12 protein-coding genes are annotated in these 18,655 nt (G+C 73.0%); 4 read left to right on the plus strand and 8 right to left on the minus strand.

From position 1 onward, the window contains the following. Positions 1–114: 114 nt before the first annotated feature. Together ACH45N_RS18120 and ACH45N_RS18125 are read left to right on the plus strand one after the other, a co-directional pair. Positions 115–2,004, plus strand: coding sequence for an ABC transporter ATP-binding protein (locus ACH45N_RS18120; protein ID WP_397397507.1), 1,890 nt, complete (start codon positions 115–117; stop codon positions 2,002–2,004). A gap of 233 nt (positions 2,005–2,237) precedes the next feature. Beyond that, entirely contained in the window at positions 2,238–3,161 is a 924-nt protein-coding gene (locus ACH45N_RS18125; RefSeq protein ID WP_397396337.1) for a cation diffusion facilitator family transporter, read from the plus strand. 43 nt (positions 3,162–3,204) lie between these two features. Here the strand turns inward: ACH45N_RS18125 and ACH45N_RS18130 are convergent, their stop codons facing one another. From ACH45N_RS18130 to ACH45N_RS18155, 6 genes are all read right to left on the minus strand, one after another. Next, positions 3,205–6,006, minus strand: coding sequence for a tetratricopeptide repeat protein (locus tag ACH45N_RS18130; RefSeq protein ID WP_397396339.1), 2,802 nt, complete (start codon positions 6,004–6,006; stop codon positions 3,205–3,207). A 244-nt stretch (positions 6,007–6,250) separates the two neighbouring features. Beyond that, positions 6,251–7,726, minus strand: a complete 1,476-nt coding sequence (rpsA, locus tag ACH45N_RS18135) for a 30S ribosomal protein S1 (protein ID WP_397396341.1) — start codon at positions 7,724–7,726, stop codon at positions 6,251–6,253. A 192-nt stretch (positions 7,727–7,918) separates the two neighbouring features. Beyond that, positions 7,919–9,721, minus strand: a complete 1,803-nt coding sequence (locus ACH45N_RS18140) for a dipeptide ABC transporter ATP-binding protein (protein WP_397396343.1) — start codon at positions 9,719–9,721, stop codon at positions 7,919–7,921. Continuing rightward, positions 9,718–10,620 carry an ABC transporter permease gene (locus ACH45N_RS18145; protein WP_397397509.1) on the minus strand — a complete coding sequence of 301 codons (903 nt, stop codon included), beginning with the start codon at positions 10,618–10,620 and terminating at the stop codon, positions 9,718–9,720. Before ACH45N_RS18145 ends, ACH45N_RS18140 begins: the two co-directional genes overlap by 4 nt. A gap of 56 nt (positions 10,621–10,676) precedes the next feature. After that, positions 10,677–11,684 (minus strand): ABC transporter permease, encoded by a 1,008-nt coding sequence (locus ACH45N_RS18150; RefSeq protein WP_397396345.1) that lies wholly within the window; start codon positions 11,682–11,684, stop codon positions 10,677–10,679. Between the two features lie 171 nt (positions 11,685–11,855). Continuing rightward, on the minus strand, positions 11,856–13,508 hold the full coding sequence (locus ACH45N_RS18155; protein WP_397396347.1) for an ABC transporter substrate-binding protein: 1,653 nt from the start codon (positions 13,506–13,508) through the stop codon (positions 11,856–11,858). A 216-nt stretch (positions 13,509–13,724) separates the two neighbouring features. Here ACH45N_RS18155 and ACH45N_RS18160 point away from each other — a divergent pair, with 216 nt between their 5' ends. Continuing rightward, positions 13,725–14,525 carry a class I SAM-dependent methyltransferase gene (locus ACH45N_RS18160; protein WP_397396349.1) on the plus strand — a complete coding sequence of 267 codons (801 nt, stop codon included), beginning with the start codon at positions 13,725–13,727 and terminating at the stop codon, positions 14,523–14,525. A 6-nt stretch (positions 14,526–14,531) separates the two neighbouring features. On the opposite strand, the gene polA is transcribed toward ACH45N_RS18160, so the two are convergent. Continuing rightward, the gene (gene polA / locus ACH45N_RS18165) at positions 14,532–17,261 is read right to left on the minus strand and encodes a DNA polymerase I (protein ID WP_397396351.1); all 2,730 of its coding nucleotides are present in this window, start codon (positions 17,259–17,261) and stop codon (positions 14,532–14,534) included. Positions 17,262–17,331: 70 nt separating this feature from the next. Here polA and ACH45N_RS18170 point away from each other — a divergent pair, with 70 nt between their 5' ends. Next, entirely contained in the window at positions 17,332–17,715 is a 384-nt protein-coding gene (locus ACH45N_RS18170; protein WP_377221261.1) for a PaaI family thioesterase, read from the plus strand. 184 nt (positions 17,716–17,899) lie between these two features. On the opposite strand, the gene ACH45N_RS18175 is transcribed toward ACH45N_RS18170, so the two are convergent. After that, positions 17,900–18,556, minus strand: a complete 657-nt coding sequence (locus tag ACH45N_RS18175; protein WP_397396353.1) for a GNAT family N-acetyltransferase — start codon at positions 18,554–18,556, stop codon at positions 17,900–17,902. Positions 18,557–18,655: the final 99 nt, after the last annotated feature.

Consider the following 18,655-nt stretch of genomic DNA (forward strand, 5'->3'; position numbering starts at 1 on the left):
GGCCCGCTACCGTCCGTACGGGTGTGTGCACGAGGGGGCCTGTCGGGTCTCCGTGGCCGCCGCCGGTCCGTCCCCGTGGGATTATTCGACGGTGAGGACGATGCGACGGTGAGCATGCACGGAGGCGGGGGGAGCATGGGCGGAGGCCGCTCGATGCGCTCGTTCACGCAGGACGAGTCCGTCACTCGGCAGCGGCTCGGCTGGGCCACCCTGCGCCGCATCGTCTCGTTCGCGCGGCCCTACCGGGGCCGGCTCACCCTGTTCGTGCTGATCCTGGCCCTGGAGGCCGCCGCGGGGGCGGCCACGCCGCTGCTGTTCCAGCGGCTCATCGACCACGGGATCACGGCCGGCGACACCCGCCTGGTCGTGCTGCTGGCGGCCGCGGCCGGCGTGCTCGCTCTCCTGGCCGCCGGGCTCTCCGTGGCGGACCGGCTCGTCTCGTCCCAGGTGGGCGAGGGCCTGATCCTGGACCTGCGGGTGGCGGTGTTCGACCACGTCCAGCGCATGCCGCTCGCGTTCTTCTCCCGCGCCCGGACCGGGGCGCTCGTGCAGCGGCTCAACGGCGACGTGCTGGGCGCGCAGCGCGCCTTCACCTCCACCCTGCAGACCGTCGTGTCCAACACGCTGACCATCGCGTTCACGCTCGCGGCGATGTTCACGATGTCGTGGGAGCTCACCCTCGGGGCGCTCGTGCTGGTGCCGGTGTTCGTGTTCCCGGCCCGCTGGTTCGGCCGGCGGCTCGCCGGCCTGACCCGCCGCGGCATGGAGGTCGACGCCGACCTGGGCCAGGTCATGAACGAGCGGTTCAACGTGGCCGGCGCGCACCTCGTCAAGGTCTTCGGCGACCCGGACGCCGAGTCCGAGCGGTTCGCCGGGCCCGCCCGCGAGCGCCGCGACCTCGGTGTGCGGACGGCGCTGTTCGGCACGTGGTTCCGGGTGGGCCTGTCCACCATCGCGTCCCTCGCCGTCGCGGGCGTCTACGGGTTCGGCGGCCTCCAGGCCATCGCGGGCGAGCTCACCGTGGGCACCGTCGTGGCGCTGGCCACGTACCTGACGCGGCTGTACGGGCCGCTGACGGCGATGGCGAACGTCCAGGTGGACGTGATGACGGCGCTCGTCTCGTTCGAGCGCGTGCTGGAGGTGCTGGACCTGGAGCCGTCGGTCGCCGAGCGGCCGGACGCCGCGGACCTGCGGCCCGCCGTCGCCGCCCGGGGTGCCTCGCTCTCGCTCGCGGACGTGACGTTCCGGTACCCGCGTGCGGAGGACGTGTCGCTCGCGTCCCTGGAGTCGGTGGCCGGGCCGCGCAAGGACCCGACGACGGACACGCTGCGCGACGTCTCGTTCGAGGTGCCCGCCGGGCAGATGGTCGCGCTGGTGGGCCCGTCGGGGGCCGGCAAGACGACGGTCTCGCAGCTCGTCAGCCGCATGTACGACCCGACCGCCGGGACCGTCCGCATCGCCGGGCTGGACCTGCGGGACGTGACGTTCGCGTCGCTGCGGGCCACCGTCGGCGTCGTCTCGCAGGACGCGCACCTGTTCCACGACACGGTCGCGGCGAACCTGCGGTTCGTCCGCGCCGAGGCCACCGACGCCGACCTGGAGCGGGTGCTGCGCCAGGCGCGCATCTGGGACCTGGTCGACCGGCTGCCGGAGGGCCTGGAGACCGTCGTGGGCGACCGCGGGTACCGCCTGTCGGGCGGCGAGCGGCAGCGCCTGGCGATCGCGCGGCTGCTGCTGCGGGCGCCGGACGTCGTGGTGCTCGACGAGGCCACGGCGCACCTCGACTCCGAGTCGGAGGCGGCCGTCCAGGTCGCGCTCGACCAAGCACTGGCCGGGCGGACGTCGCTGGTCATCGCGCACCGCCTGTCCACGGTGCGCGCCGCGGACCGCATCGTGGTGCTCGACGACGGGCGGGTGGTCCAGTCCGGGACGCACGCCGAGCTGCTCGCCTCCGGCGGCCTGTACGCCGACCTGTACCGGACGCAGTTCGCCGAGGCCTCCTGAGCGGAGGTCGGCCACAGTTTGTCCCGCGGAGTCGGCAGTTTGTATCGAGGTCGGCACAGGCCTGTGCCGACCTCGATACAAACTGCCGACGTCAAAGGAACCTGCCGACGTCGCAGGATGGTGCTGACGCCTGGGGGCGTGCACGCGCTCCGTGGTCGGACCCACAACGTCGCCCGTCCCCTCGGCAGCGCTACCGCTCCCGGGCCGGGCGCACCGCACCCGCGGCTGGGAGGATGGACCGTGTGGACACGCACCACCACCAGCACCTGCCCGACGGCGGCCGCGGGCGCCTGACCGCCGCGTTCGGCATCACGGCGGCGGTCCTGGTCGCGCAGGTCGTCGGCGCGCTGCTCACGGGCAGCCTCGCGCTGCTCGTCGACACGGTGCACCTCCTCACCGACGCCGCCGGGCTCGCGATGGCCCTGTTCGCGGCCCGCCTGGCGCTGCGTCCGCCGTCGGCCCGCCGCACCTGGGGGTACCGGCGGGCGGAGGTGATCGCGGCGCTCGCCCAGGCGGGCGTGCTGCTGGTCGTGGGCGTGTACGTCGTGGTGGAGGGCGTGCTGCGGCTCGTCGCGCCGCCCGAGGTACCCGGTCCCGAGCTCGTCGTCTTCGGCGCGGTGGGACTGGCGGGGAACCTGGCCGCGCTGGCCGTCCTGGCCGGGCGCCGGACGGCGAACCTGAACCTGCGCGCCGCGTTCCTGGAGGTCGTGAACGACGCGCTGGGCTCGCTCGCGGTGGTCGTCGCGGCCCTGGTCATCACGTTCACGGGCTGGCAGCGCGCCGACGTCGTGGCGGGGCTGCTGATCGGCGCGCTGATCCTGCCGCGGGCCCTGCGCCTGCTGCGCGAGACCGTCTCGGTGCTCCTGGAGTCCTCCCCGCCCGGGCTGGACCTCGACGAGGTGCGTGCCCACCTGCTGGACCTCGACCACGTCGAGGACGTGCACGACATGCACGCGTCGCTGATCGCCACCGGCCTGCCGGTGCTCAGCGCCCACGTGGTGGTGCGCACCGACTGCTTCACCGACGGGCACGCCGCCCGCATCCTGGACCAGCTCCAGGAGTGCGTGGCGCAGCACTTCGACATCGCGGTGGAGCACTCCACGTTCCAGGTCGAGCCGCACACGCACGTCGCGCACGAGCACCCGCAGCACGCCTGACGCCGGCTGCCCGCCGGACGCGCCCGACGCCGGCTGCCCGCGCCTACCGGACCGTCGTCGGGTTCCGGATCGCCGCCTCGATCCGCGCGAGGACCGCGCGGGACCGGTCCAGCTCGGCGCGGTAGCGCTCCGGCAGGTCGGCGGCGAGCCGGCGGCGCAGCTCCACGGCCTCCCGCGCCAGCCCGAGGGCCGCCACGTTGTCCCCCGCGGCGCTCAGGGCGCTGGCGAGGTTGGAGAGCGTGAGCGCGAGGTCCGGCCGGTGCTTGTCGGGGTTCTCCACGGTGAGCTGACGCCGCATCGCGACCGCCTCCCGCATGGGCCCCAGGGCCTCGGTCGGCTTGTCCAGGTCGAGCAGCGTGGCCCCCAGGTTCGCCAGCGCCTCCGCGAGGCCGGTGCGGTACTTCTCCGGCTGGTCCCGCACGAGCCGGCGCAGCATGTCCACCGCCTCCTGCGTGGGGCGCAGCGCCTCCTCGAACCTGCCCAGGTCGGCGTAGCGCACGCCCAGGTTGGACAGCGACTGCGCGAGGTACTTCAGCGACCGGGCGTTGCGGCGGGCGAGCCCCCGGCGGATGCCCACCGCCTCCTCCTCGAGCAGCACGGCCTCGTCGAACCGGCCGCGCCGGGCGTAGGTGACGCCCAGGTTGGACAGGGAGTGCGCGAGGTAGTGCAGGTACCGCGCGGGGTGCTCGCGGGCGAGCTCGCGCCGGATCTCCAGCGCGTCCCGCTCCAGCCGGAGCGCCTCGTCGGCGCGGCCCGTGGTCGAGTACAGGGCGCCGAGCGCCGACAGGGCGCCCGACAGGTCGGCGCGCGTGCCCCGGGGGTTCTCGTCGGCGAGGCGCCGCTGGATCTGCAGCGCCTCCACCAGCACGGACCCGGCCTCCTCGTACCGCCCGAGCGCCTCCAGGGTGGTGCCGAGCTGGCCGAGCGACCACGCCAGCTCCCCCAGGTGCTCGGGCCGGCCCGCGGCCAGCCGCCGCCGGATGGCCACCGCCTCCGCGTTCGCGGGCAGGGCGTCCTCGGGCCGGCCGCTCTCCGTGAGTGCCTCGAAGTTGCCCAGCACCGCGGCGACCCGCGGCTCGTACTGCACGGGATCGCCCTCGGCGAGCCGGCGGTAGATGTCCAGCGACGCACGCTGCGTGGCCTCGATCTCGCCGGTCCGGCCCAGCTCCGTGTAGGACACGCCGGCGTTCTGCAGCGCCCGCGCGTGCTCGGCGTCGGCCCAGGGCGCGTCCCCCGGCCCGATCCGGGCGCACAGGGTGATGACCTCCTCCTGGACCGTGAGGGCGTCGGCGTGCCGGCCCACCGCCCAGTAGCCGATGCCGAGGTTGTTCAGCGCGGTGCACAGCGGCGGGCGGTACCGCGCCTCGTCCGTCCGGGCGAGGCCGCGCCAGAGCCCCACGGCCTCCTGCAGCACCTGCACCGCGGCGGCGGGCTCGCCCTCGGCGATGAGCACGACGCCGAGGTCGGTCAGCGCCTCGCCCTGCGTGGCCTCGTCGCCCACGAGGCGGGCGAGCTCCGCGACGCGGTGCGTGAGGCGGTCCAGCACGGGCACCGCCAGCGGGCCCGACGAGCGCGGCAGCCGGCGCGTCACCCGCATCAGGCCCGCCAGGTCCGCCGGCCCGTCGTCCGGCAGGGCGGACGCCGCCGCCGCGATCAGCTCCCCGGCGACGTCCCGGCCCGTCGCGGGCCGGTCCAGGCTCATCGCCGTGGCGAACGCCAGCACCCCGAAGGCCTCCTGGCGCCCCAGGTCCCGCGTGCACGCCTCGATCAGCCGCCCCTGCCCCGCCAGCACCCGGGAGACGAGCAGCTCCGCCAGGCGCGGCACGTCGGGCAGGTGCGCCCGGACCCAGGCGACGGCCTCGTCCGTCCGCCCGCCGTCCGGCTCCACGCCCGCGCGCCGCAGGGCGGCGCGCACGCCGGCCTCCGAGGTGTCCCCCACCAGCAGCGTGGTGGCCAGCGCCGCCTCCGCGCTCCCACCCGGCCCGGCCACGAGCCCGGCCGCCGGGGCCGACGCCGCCCAGCCGGCCCGCTCGTGGTCCAGCACGGCCTCGAGCCCGCGGGCGGGGTCGACGGCGACCGGTCCCTGCTCGTCGGGGTCCGGCCCCGCCGGACCGAGCACAGGCCCGAGCACCGCCGCCAGGGCGGCCGCCTGCAGGTCGAGGGCGCGCGGCCGGTGGTCCGGCGTGAGCTCGAACGAGACCTCGGGCACCGGCCGGTCCAGCGCCCGCGCGAAGCGCGCCACGGCCGTGCCCAGCAGCACCCGGTCGTCCTCCGAGCGGTCCACCTCCAGGCCGAGCGCGGGGTCCGGCCCGACCTCCACCGTCCGGTCGAACGCGGGCGCCAGCGCCATCTGCGTGACCGACGGCGTCCGCCCCGCCCACAGCGTGCTGGTCCACCGCTGCCGCCGCCACCACTGGCCGCCGGTGCGGGCGGTGCACAGGATCCGCAGCCGGCCGCGGGTCCGGGTCTCCGCGACGGCGTCGAGCATCGCGGGCAGCTCGAGGCGGTGCCCCGCGTCGTCGACCACCAGCAGGACCCGGCGCGCCGCGGCGACCGCGACCACCGCCGCCACCTCCTCGCCGGGCGGCACGTGCACCACGGTCCAGCCCGTGCGGCGCAGGCGCCGGCCGAGCTCGAGCGCCAGGCGGGTCTTGCCGACGCCGCCGAGCCCGCACATCAGGCGGAGCGCGACGGGCTCCCGGGAGCGCACCCAGGCGCGCAGGTCGGCGAGCTCCCGCCCGCGGCCGGTGAACGGCACGACCTCCCGCTCGGGAGCGAGGAGGGCCGCCGGACTCGTCTCGCGCGCCACCGGGCTCCGCACCTCGTCGGGTCCGGGTCGGCTCATGTCCAGACATCCAACAGCACTCCCGCGTTCCTGACCAGCGCACGCTGTGATACTCCCCGGGGCGGTCGCGGACGGCGTCGCCGCAGGTCACAGCGTTGGACGGCGGTCGGCGTCGGCCCCGGCCACCGTATCCCGAAAAGAGCGGGACCCGGTCGCACCCCGAGCCGGCCCGTGCCGTGCCCGCTGACACAGCGACGGCCCGCCGCCCCCGGAGGGGCGACGGGCCGTCGGTGATCAGCTCAGGTCAGTTGCCCGTGAGCTTCTCGCGAAGCGCGGCGAGCGCCTCGTCCGAAGCCAGCGTGCCACCGGCCTCCTCGACCGGAGCCGAGGAGTAGCTGGTGCTGCCGCCACCGGTCGGAGCGGCCGGGGCCTCGGACGACGCCTCGGTGTCCGCGGTGAGCGCCTCGGCGACCTGCTTGCGGTGCGCGGTCCAGCGCTCGTGCGCCTTGGCGTACTCCGCCTCCCACGACTCGCGCTGGGTCTCGAAGCCCTCGAGCCACTCGTTGGTCTCCGGGTCGAAGCCCTCCGGGTACTTGTAGTTCCCGGCCTCGTCGTACTCGGCGGCCATGCCGTACAGCGCGGGGTCGAAGTCCTCGGACTCCGGGTCCACACCCTCGTTGGCCTGCTTGAGCGACAGCGAGATGCGGCGGCGCTCCAGGTCGATGTCGATGACCTTGACGAACACCTCGGCGCCGACGGTGACGACCTGCTCCGGCAGCTCGACGTGGCGCACGGCCAGCTCCGAGATGTGGACCAGGCCCTCGATGCCGTCCTCGACGCGCACGAACGCACCGAACGGGACCAGCTTGGTGACCTTACCCGGCACGACCTGACCGATGGCGTGCGTCCGGGCGAAGGTCTGCCACGGGTCCTCCTGCGTCGCCTTCAGCGACAGGGAGACACGCTCGCGGTCGAAGTCGACGTCGAGCACCTCGACGGTGACCTCCTGGCCCACCTCGACGACCTCGGACGGGTGGTCGATGTGCTTCCAGGACAGCTCGGAGACGTGCACCAGACCGTCGACGCCGCCGAGGTCCACGAACGCACCGAAGTTGACGATCGAGGAGACGACACCCGGGCGCACCTGGCCCTTCTGCAGCGTCTGCAGGAAGGTCGAGCGAACCTCGGACTGCGTCTGCTCGAGCCAGGCACGGCGCGAGAGCACGACGTTGTTGCGGTTCTTGTCGAGCTCGATGATCTTGGCCTCGATCTCCTTGCCGACGTACGGCTGGAGGTCGCGGACACGACGCATCTCCACGAGGGAGGCGGGGAGGAAGCCGCGCAGGCCGATGTCGAGGATGAGGCCGCCCTTGACGACCTCGATGACGGTGCCGGTGACGACGCCGTCCTCCTCCTTGATCTTCTCGATCGTGCCCCAGGCGCGCTCGTACTGTGCGCGCTTCTTGGACAGGATCAGACGGCCTTCCTTGTCCTCCTTCTGGAGGACAAGTGCCTCGACGGCGTCGCCGACGGCGACAACCTCGCCAGGGTCGACGTCGTGCTTGATCGAGAGCTCCCGGGACGGGATGACACCCTCGGTCTTGTAGCCGATGTCGAGAAGGACCTCGTCACGGTCCACCTTGACGATCGTGCCTTCGACGATGTCACCATCGTTGAAGTACTTGATGGTGGCGTCGATGGCAGCAAGGAAGTCCTCCTCGGTGCCGATGTCGTTGACGGCAACCTGGGGTGCGGACTTCGCAGGGGTGGAGATGGTCATTGAGTTCGATGCTCCGATGCGGACATGGCGTAGTACGGACAGGGTCTGTTGAGCTCTGCTGGTGCGGTGCTCGTGAGGTGCCGGTAGGTCGCCGGAAGGCGCACGGCACCGCCAGTCATCCTAGTGGCGCGGCAGCGCCCTGGTCAACGCGAGCCAGGGTGGCGCGAACCGCACGGATCCGGTCCTCCATGCTCAGAGCGCGAGCTCCAGATCCTTGCCCGGGATGGCGTCCAGCAGGGCCCGGGTGTAGTCGGTGGCCGGCGAGTCGAAGACCGAGTCGACGGTACCCTCCTCGACCACGCGACCCTGCTGCATGACCAGCACGCGGTCCGCGATCTGCCGCACGACCGCGAGGTCGTGCGTGATGAAGAGGTACGTCAGCCCCAGCTCCTCCTGCAGGCCGGCGAGCAGCTGCAGGATCTGGGCCTGGACCACGACGTCGAGCGCCGAGACCGCCTCGTCGCACACCACGAGCTCGGGCGACAGCGCCAGCGCGCGGGCGATCGCCACGCGCTGCCGCTGGCCGCCGGACAGCTCGGACGGGAACCGCCGCAGCTGGCCCTTGCTGAGCGCCACCTGCTCCGCGAGCTCCTCCACGCGGGCGCGGCGGGCCGCGGCGTCGCCGTAGTCGTGCGCGCGCAGCGGCTCCTCGATCGCCCGGAACACCGAGTAGAGCGGGTCCAGCGAGGAGTACGGGTCCTGGAACACGGGCTGCACCCGGCGCCGGTAGGCGATCTGCTCCTTGTGCTTGCCGGCGCCCACGAGGCCGCCGTCGAAGGTGATGGAACCCGTGGTGGGCTTCTCGATGTCGAGGATCATCCGGGCCAGGGTCGACTTGCCCGAGCCCGACTCCCCCACCACCGCCACGGTGGAGCCGCGCGGTATGTCGAGGCTCACGCCGTCCACGGCGGTGAAGTCCTTGCTCCGGGACAGCAGGCCACCGCCGCGGATCGAGAAGACCTTGCTCACGTCCTTGACGGAGACCAGCGGGGCCGCGTCGGCACGCGCGGCCTCCGCCCCCTCCGGCGCGTCGGCCGGCTCGGCCGCCTCGCCCGGGGCGAGCAGCGCGTCGTCCAGCACGTCCTCCAGGCCGCGCTCGCGCGCGATCTCGATGCGCCGCGAGGCGAGCGACGGTGCCGCCGCCATGAGGCGCTTGGTGTAGTCGTGCTGCGGCGCGGTGAGGACCTGGCGGGCCGGGCCCTGCTCCACGATCTCGCCGTGGTACATGACCACCACGATGTCGGCGCGCTCGGCCGCGAGGCCGAGGTCGTGCGTGATGAGCAGCACCGCGGTGCCGAGCTCCTCGGTCAGGCCGGAGAGCTGGTCCAGGATGCCCCGCTGCACGGTCACGTCGAGGGCCGACGTCGGCTCGTCCGCGACCAGCAGGGCCGGGCGGCCGGACAGGCCCATGGCGATGAGCGCCCGCTGGCGCATGCCGCCGGAGAACTCGTGCGGGTACTGGCCCGCTCGGCGGGCGGCGTCGGGCAGGCCCACCTCGTCGAGCAGCTCGACGGTGCGGGCGCGCGCGTCGCGGCGCGTCCGCAGGCCGTTGTCGATCAGGCCCTCGTCGATCTGCTGCCCGATCCGCAGGATCGGGTTGAGGTTGGTCATCGGGTCCTGCGGCACCAGGCCGAGCTCCGTGCCCCGCAGCTGCGCCATGCGCTGCGCGCTGATGTGGCCCAGGTCCTCGTCCTTGAACCAGATGTGGCCCTCGGCCACGGACCCGTTGCTGGCCAGCAGGCCCAGCACCGCCATGGCGAGCGTGGTCTTGCCCGAGCCGGACTCCCCCACGATCGCGACCGTCTGGCCGCGCCGGACGGTCAGGTTGGCGTTCGCCACGGCGCGGGCGGGACCGCCCTCGGTCCGGAAGTCGACGCTCAGGTTCTCGACCCGCAGGACGACGTCCTCGACGGGGGCGTCCACCGGGGCGTCGACGGGGGCGTCCGCGGGCCCGTCCACCGGGGCGTCGGCCGTGTTGTCAGCGATGTCGGTCATCGTCGGGTCCTGTTCCGGGGGTCGAGGGCCTCGCGCAGGCTCTCGCCCACGAGGGTGAAGCCGAGTGCCGTGATCGCGATGCAGAGACCGGGCAGGATCGCCAGGCGCGGTGCGACCGCGAGCTCCTGCTGCGCGGCCGTCAGCATGCGCCCCCACTCCGCGGTGGACGGCTCGCCGCCGCCCAGCCCGAGGAAGGAGAGCGCAGCGGCCTCGATCACTGCCGTGGCCAGGGTCAGCGTCGCCTGCACGATGACGGGGCCGATGCTGTTGGGCAGCACGTGGCTCATGGTCACCGAACGCCGGCTGAGGCCCAGCGCGGACGCGGCCAGCACGTAGTCCTGGCCGCGCTGCGCGAGCATCGAGCCGCGCAGCAGGCGGGCGAAGATCGGGATCTGCACCACACCGATGGCGATGATCACCGACATCGAGGACTGGCCGGCGATCGCCGCGATCGACACCGCCAGGAGCAGGGAGGGCACCGACAGCATCAGGTCCACCAGGCGCATCACGCCGAAGTCGACCCACTTGCCCAGCCAGCCGGCGAGCAGGCCCAGCAGCATGCCGCCGACGAGGCCGAACAGCGTGGACAGCACGCCGACCAGGAGCGAGGCCTGGGCGCCCCAGATCAGCTTGCTCAGCACGTCGCCGCCGTAGCGGTCCAGGCCGAGCGGGTACTCGGCCGACGGCCCGGGGATCATGGTGGGCCGCACCTCGGCGCGGCCCGGCAGCTCGGTGGGGCCGTACGGGGCGAGCAGCGGCGCGAGCACCGCCACCACGACGAACACGGCGACGATGACGAAGCCGATGATCGCGACGGGGTTCCGGCGCAGGGTGCGCCAGGCACGCGCCCAGACGCCCTCGCCGGCGTGGTCCTCCCCGCCGGGCCCGTCGCCGTGGATGCTGGTACGGAGCGGCTCGGCGGCCACGCCGTCGGTCACAGGAAGCTCGTTGGCGCTCACTGCTGCCTCCTCAACCGGGGGTCGATCAGCCCGTACGACACGTCGACGAGCAGGTTTACGAGGGCGTAGACCACGGCGATCATGAGCACGAAGCCCTGCATGACCGGGTAGTCCGCGTTGAAGACGGAGTCCGCGAGGAAGCTGCCGATGCCGCTGAACGCGAAGACGGTCTCGGTGAGCACCGCCCCGGACAGCAGCAGGCCGACCTGCAGGCCGATGGTCGTCACCACGGGGAGCATGGCGTTCTTCAGCACGTGGTCCGCGCGCAGGCGGGCGGGCTTGATGCCCTTGGCCCGCGCCGTACGGACGTAGTCGGCGTTCTGCACCTCGGAGACGGCGGCGCGCGTCATGCGGGCCACGATCGCGAGCGGGATGGTGCCGAGCGCGATGCCCGGCAGGATCAGGTGCACCAGCGCGTCCCAGGCCGCGTCCCACTCACCGGTGAGCAGGCCGTCCAGGACGTAGAAGTTCGTCGGGTGCGTCGCGACCATCGTGGCGCTCTGCCGCCCCGTCGTCGGGAACCAGCCGAGCTCGACGGCGAACACGTACTTCAGGATGAAGGCCAGGAAGAACACGGGCACCGTGACGCCGATCAGCGAGACCACGACCGCCGAGTGGTCGACGACCGAGCCGGCCCGGCGGGCCGCCACGTAGCCGAGCGGGATGCCGATGCCGATCGCGAAGACCAGCGCCACCACGGTGAGCTCGATCGTCGCGGGGAACCGCGTGAGGAACTCGTCGATCACGGGCCGGCCGCTCTGCAGCGAGGTGCCGAAGTCGCCCTGCAGCAGCCGCATGAGGTACTTGCCGTACTGCACGATCAGGGGCTGGTCGAGGCCGAGCTGGGCCTCGATCTCGGCGGCGGCCTCGGGGGTGTACCGCTCGCCGAGCATGGCCTGCACGGGCCCGCCGGGCAGGGCGCGAACCCAGCCGAACAGCAGGATCGACAGACCCAGCAGGATGGGTATCAGGAGCAGCAGGCGCTGCACGATCAGTCTGAGCATCGTTCCTCGACAGACATGCGTTCATCGGTCGACCGCGCAACCGGCTCGTGGCCGGCCCGGGCGACTCCGGACAGCGGTCGGGGCGCGGCGGAAGCCGCGCCCCGACCTGAGGTATTTCACCCTAGGGCGTGGGCGCCCCAGGCAGTTCGAGAGGGAACCTTACCCCCTCGACTACTCGTCACCGCCGAGGGTGATGACGCTGTACACCTCGTCCTGCACCGGGGAGATCGGGTAGCCCTCGACCCCGGGCGCGACGACGAGCGACGGCACCGGGCTGGCCAGCGGGACACCGGGGAGGGCGTCCATGATCACCTCGTTGGCGTGCTTGTAGGCGTCCTCCTGCTCGTCCAGCGGAGCATTGCGGGCGTCCTTGATCGCGTCGAAGACCTCCTGGTCGTCGAAGCCCCACTCCAGCGACGGCGCCCCGAAGAACGTGCCGATGAAGTTGTAGGTGTCGTTGTAGTCACCCGTCCAGCCCAGCAGGTGCAGACCGTGCTTCTCGCCGCCCTGGATGGTGTCGATGTACGTCGGGCTCCACGGCTCCGGCGTCGCCGTGACCGTGATGCCGACCTCCTCGAGGTCCGCGGAGACGGCCTCGTAGATCGCGGCGGGGTCCGGCATGTACGGACGCGAGACCTCGGTCGGGTAGTTGAACTCGAGCTCGAGGTTCTCCTGGCCGGCCTCCTTGAGGAGCTCCTTGGCCTTCTCGGGGTCGTAGTCGTAGGTCGTGACGTCGTCGCTGTAGCCCGTGACGATCTCCGGCACGAACTGCGTGGCGGGCGCCGTGCCCTCCGGGAGCGTCGCCTGGACGAGGCCCTCCTTGTCGATCGCGTAGGCGATCGCCTGGCGGACCTTGATGTCGTCCAGCGGCTTCTGCGCCTGGTTCATGCCCAGGTACAGGATGTTGAACGCGTCGCGGTCGAGGATCGTGTAGCCGGCCTCCTTGAGCGCGTCGACGTCGGCGGGCGCGACCAGGTCGTACCCGTCGATGTCGCCGGCCTCGAGCGCCTGACGACGCGCGGTGCCGTCGGCGATCACCGTGAAGACGATGGTCTTGACGTCGCCGATCTCGCCCCAGTAGTTCTCGTTGGCGGCCAGCGTGACGCTCTCGCCGCTCTTCCACTCCTGGAACGTGTACGGGCCCGTGCCGACCGGGTGCTCCCGGCCGTACTCGGTGAGCTTCGGCGCGTCGGCCGTGCCCTCGACGTCGTCCGCGCCGAACTCCTCCATCGCCGTGGGCGACTGCATCGAGAACGACGGCAGCGACAGCGCCGGGACCAGCTCGGGGATCGGCGTGTTCAGCGTGATGACGGCGGTGGCCGCGTCGGACGCCTCGCACGAGTCGTACAGGCTGTCGTCGCCCGTACCGCCGAAGACCGCCTTGTAGTAGTACGAGAGGTTCTCGTGGGCGGCCAGACCGGTCCAGTCGTGCCAGCGGTCGAAGTTGGCGCACACGGCCTCGGCGTCGAAGTCCGTGTCGTCCTGGAACTTCACGCCCTCCTTGAGGTGGAACGTGTACTCCAGGCCGTCGTCGCTGATGTCCCAGCTCTCGGCGAGCAGGGGGGCGGGGTCGGCGGTGCCGGGCTCGACACCGACCAGGCCCTCGAAGATCTGGCGGGCGACCCGGAACGTTTCGCCGTCGCTGGCGAACGCGGGGTCGAGCGAGCTGGGCTCGGCCGAGCCGGCGAAGACGAACGTGCCGTCAGTGCCCCCGCCCTCACCTCCGTCGGCGTCCCGCTCGCTGGCGACACAACCGCTCAGAGCCACCGCGAGCGCGGTCACCAGGGTGACGCCGCCCGCAAGGCGCGTAGCGCGTCGACGCATGGCACTCTCCTTCCTCGAGCGCATCGGCAGGCCCGGGTTCGGGCACGACGACGCGCAGACGTTTGCGCCTGACCTTAGGAGCCCTTTCGTTGCTTCCGTATTTCGCTACGGCACTCGCAATCCAATCGTGACCCTTTTGTTACCGCTATGAATGTGGTAGTTGGCCCGGGCTTCACCGGTGCGTGCGCGAGCGGGCCGAGCGGGGATGATGGCACCGTGACCTCTGACGAACCGGTGTCCTTCGGCTACCGCGACCTGCCCGACGACCGCGGCGTCGCCCGGAGCTGGTGGGACGCCAACGCGGGCGAGTACCTCGACGAGCACCGCGACTTCCTCGGCGACGCCGGGTTCCGCTGGGGGCCGGAGGGACTGACCGAGGCGGAGGCGGGCCTGCTGGGCGACGTCGCCGGGCGCGACGTGCTGGAGGTCGGGGCCGGGGCCGCGCACTGCTCGCGCTGGCTCGCGTCCCGCGGCGCGCGGGCGGTCGCCACGGACTTCTCGGCGGGCATGCTGGCGGGGGCGGTGCGCCTCGACGCCGCGACCGGCGTCGTCGTGCCGCGGGTGCAGGCCGACGCGCGGGCGCTGCCCTTCGCGGACGGCGCGTTCGACGTCGTCTTCACGTCGTTCGGCGCCCTGCCCTTCGTGCCCGACCCCGTGCGCGTGCACCGGGAGGCCGCCCGTGTGCTGCGCCCCGGCGGCCGCTGGGTGTTCTCGGTGACCCACCCCCTGCGCTGGGCGTTCCCGGACGACCCGAGCCTGCACGGCCTCACGGCCAACCGGTCGTACTTCGACCGCCGCCCCTACGTGGAGGCGGACGCCGCCGGGCGGGTCGTCTACGCGGAGTACCACCGGACCGTCGGCGACCACGTGCGGGACGTGGTCGCCGCCGGGCTGCGGCTGGTCGACCTGGTCGAGCCCGAGTGGCCGGACTGGAACGACCAGGTCTGGGGCGGCTGGGGGCCGGAGCGCGGCCGCTACCTCCCGGGCACCGCGGTCTTCGTGACGACCCGCCCCTGACCTCGGCTAGTGGCCCGCCTCGTGCCAGGTGGCGCCGGTACCGACGGAGACGTCCAGCGGGACGTTGAGCTCGAACGCCGCGCCCATCTCGGTGCGCAGCACCTCCTCGGCCACGTCCCGCTCCCCCGGCGACACCTCGAGCACGAGCTCGTCGTGCACCTGGAGCAGCAGGCGCGAGGCGAGACCGCGCTCGTCCAGCGCGCGCTGGACGCGGAGCATCGCGAGCTTGATGATGTCGGCGGCGCTGCCCTGGATGGGCGCGTTCAGCGCCATGCGCTCCGCCATCTGCCGGCGCTGCCGGTTGTCGCTCGTGAGGTCGGGCAGGTAGCGCCGGCGGCCGAGGATCGTGGCGGTGTAGCCGGTGGCGCGCGCCTCCTCGACCACGCCCGACAGGTAGTCGCGCACGCCGCCGAACCGCTCGAAGTAGTCGTCCATCAGCGTCTGCGCCTCGCCCGTGGCGATGTTGAGCTGCTGCGACAGGCCGAAGGCGCTCAGGCCGTAGGCCAGGCCGTACGACATGGCCTTGATCTTGGAGCGCATCTCGGGCGTCACGTCGGCGGGGTCGACCTCGAACACACGCGAGCCCACGTAGCGGTGCAGGTCCTCGCCCGAGTTGAACGCCGCGATGAGGCCCTCGTCGCCCGACAGGTGCGCCATGATGCGCATCTCGATCTGGCTGTAGTCGGCCGTCAGCAGGGACTCGTAGCCCTCGCCCACCCGGAACGCGCGGCGGATCTGCCGGCCCGCCTCGGTGCGGATCGGGATGTTCTGCAGGTTCGGGTCCGTCGAGCTCAGGCGGCCCGTGGCGGCGATGGTCTGCTGGAACGTGGTGTGGATGCGGCCGTCCGGGGCCACGGACTTGAGCAGCCCCTCGACCGTGACCCGGAGGCGGGAGACGTCGCGGTGCGCCAGCAGGTGCGCCAGGAACGGGTGCTCCGTCTTGACGAACAGGTCCTGCAGGCTCGCCGCGTCGGTGGTGTAGCCGGTCTTGATCTTCTTGGTCTTGGGCATGCCGAGCTGGTCGAAGAGGACCTCCTGCAGCTGCTTGGGGCTGCCGAGGTTCACCTCGCGGTCGATCACGGCGTAGGCGTCGGCCGCGGCGTCGGCCACCCCCTGGGCGAACTGCTTCTCCAGGCCCGTGAGGTACTCGGTGTCCGCCGCGATGCCGATGCGCTCCATCCGGGCGAGCACCCCCGAGAGCGGCAGCTCGACGTCGTCCAGGAGGTGCGTGGCGTCGCGGTCGGCGAGCTCGCCCTCCAGCGCGGTCGCGAGGTCGGCGACACCCTGCGCGCGCACGGCCTCGGCCTGCCCCTCGGTCTCGCCCTCCAGCGACAGGTCCAGCGCGCCCTGCGCGCCCTCGGGCTCCGCGACCTTGAGCTCCCGCCCCAGGTGCCGGACGGCGAGGTCGCCCAGGTCGTAGCCGCGCTGGTCCGGGTAGCACAGGTAGGCCGCGAGCTCGGTGTCGAACACGACGCCGTCGAGCTCCATGCCGCGCGCCGCGAGCATGTGCGCGGCCGCCTTCGCCCCGTGCAGCACCTTGGGCGCGTCGGCGTCGGCGAGCCAGGCCGCGAGCGCCTTCTCGTCGTCGGGCCCGAGCTGCGTGAGGTCGAGGTAGGCGGCCTCGCCGCCCGGCTGCGCCACGGCGACGGCCCACGCGTCCCCGCCGCCGGGCGTGGTCTTGCCGGACACCTCGACGCCCACGCGCCCGGTGCGCGCGGCGAGCCAGGCGCCGAGGGCGCCCGGGTCGAGGTCGGCCAGGTCGAGCTCGACGGACGCGCCGGCGGGCGCCTCCTCCTCGGCCGCGCCCGCGGGGTCCACGGCGAGCAGCCGGTCACGGAGCTGGCCGAACTGCAGCGTGTCCGAGACGAGGTGCACGGCCTCGCGGTCGAAGCCCGCGAGGGCGAGGTCGGCCACGGCGAGCGGCAGCTCGACGTCGGTCAGCAGGGCGTTCAGCTCGCGGTTGACCCGCACCTGGTCGAGGTGCGCGCGCAGGTTCTCCCCCGCCTTGCCCTTGATCTCGTCGGCGGCGTCCAGCAGCGCGGCGAGGCCGCCGTGCGCGGTGATCCACTTGGCGGCGGTCTTGGGCCCGACCCCGGGCACGCCCGGGAGGTTGTCGCTGGTCTCGCCCACGAGCGCCGCGAGGTCCGGGTAGCGCTCGGGCGGCACGCCGTACTTGGCCTCGACCGCCTCGGGGTCCATGCGGGCCAGCTCGGAGACGCCCTTCTTGGGGTACAGGACGGTGACGTCGCCGTTGACGAGCTGCAGCGTGTCGCGGTCGCCCGAGCAGACCAGCACCTCCATGCCCGCGGCCTTGGCCTGCGTGGCGAGGGTGGCGAGGATGTCGTCGGCCTCGATGCCGGGCAGCTCGATCGAGCTGATGCGGAGGGTGTCGAGCACCTCCTTGATCAGGGGCACCTGCCCCTTGAACGCGTCCGGCGTGGCGTCGCGCGTGCCCTTGTAGGCGGGGAAGCGCTCCGTGCGGAACGTGACCCGGCCCGCGTCGAACGCCACCGCCATGTGGGTGGGCTGCTCGTCGCGCAGCAGGTTCGTCAGCATCGACGTGAAGCCGTAGACGGCGTTGGTGATCTGTCCTGAGCTGGTCGCGAGGGTGTCGGGCAGCGCGTAGAACGCCCGATAGGCCATGGAATGACCGTCGATCAGCAGGAGACGGGGGCGGCCTGAGGACGGCGTACCCGGAGTACGGCTTGGCGCGGTGGAGGTCACGCCTGACAACATAGCTCGCATGACTGACACGAGCGCTTCCGCGACGCCTTCCGACGCAGGTTCCGAGATCGACTGGAAGGCCATGTACGCCGGCGCCGACACCGCGGGCACGCTCTTCGAGCGCATGGAGATGGAGCTCCTGGAGCTCGCCCCGGACCGCGCCGTCGGGCGGATCCCGGTGAAGGGCAACACACAGCCCGCCGGTCTGCTGCACGGGGGCGCCTCTGTGGTGCTCGCCGAGACCCTCGGCTCGCTGGCCGCGCAGGCGCACGCCGGGCCGGGCAAGAAGACCGTGGGCATCGAGGTGAGCGCCACGCACCACCGGGGCGCGCGCGACGGCCACGTCACGGGCACGGCGACGGCGATCCACCTGGGCCGGTCGACGGCGTCCTACGAGATCGTGATCACCGACGACGCCGGCAAGCGGGTGTGCACGGCGCGCCTGACCTGCATGATCCTCGGCTGAGCCGGAGGCCCCCGGCGCACGGTGTTCGACGGCATCACCGCTCCAGGGCAGGGCTTACGCAGCCGGGGAGGTAACAGAGAGGTAGCACTGCTCCGTGCTCGTTACCCTTCCCGCTGCGAAGGCATCTTCCCGGCCCGGGGAGAGCGACGGACTCCGATCGCCGGCCTGCTCCGCGAGGAGAGCGCTAGCCGGCCTTCGCCGGGTGGCGGCGCGACGGGGCGCCGCCACCCACCGCGCGCATGTCGATGGGCCCGGACTCCATCACGGAGCGGGCCCGGCGGCGGCGGGCGATGAGATCCTCGATGCCGCCGCGGGCGGACCGCCGGCCGTGCGCGCCGTCGCGGGCGGTGGCCTCGGCCGCGAGGCGGCGCTGCAGCGCGGCGACGGACGCCACGCGGTGGCCGGCGGCCGGGGCGAACCCGAGGCGGGCGAGGAAGCGCTGGACGCCGCGGTTGCCGGGTACGGGCGCGGAGTAGATGTCGTGACACTCGTGCTCGGCCGCGAGGTCGGTGGCCGCGCGCAGCAGCGCGTGACCGACGCCGTGACGGCGGGTCTGCGGCGCCACGAACAGCATGTCCAGGTAGAGGCTGGCGCGCTCCGCGAAGAGGTATGCCGCCACGACCCGGCCCAGGACGACTCCGACGACCTGGCCGTCCTGCTCCGCGACCAGCACATGACCGCCCGCCGCCAGCAGCACGCTGAGGTGCTCCAGCAGCCGGTCGACCTCCTGGGCGCCGAGCTGGGCCCCGGTGGGCGAGTCGTCGCGCGCGGCAGCGGCCAGCGCCGCCACGGCGGGTAGGTCGGCCTCGCGCGCGGGGTGGATGTCCAGCACGGTGCGCACGCTCATCTCCTCCCGGGTGTCTGGCGGCCGGACGTCACGCCCGGCTCCGCGCAGACACTAGTCCCGAGCGGGCCGGCAGAGAACAGGCAGTGCCGAATT

Origin of the sequence: Promicromonospora sp. NPDC019610, assembly GCF_044389365.1 — a bacterium.
Taxonomy (GTDB): Bacteria; Actinomycetota; Actinomycetes; order Actinomycetales; family Cellulomonadaceae; genus Promicromonospora.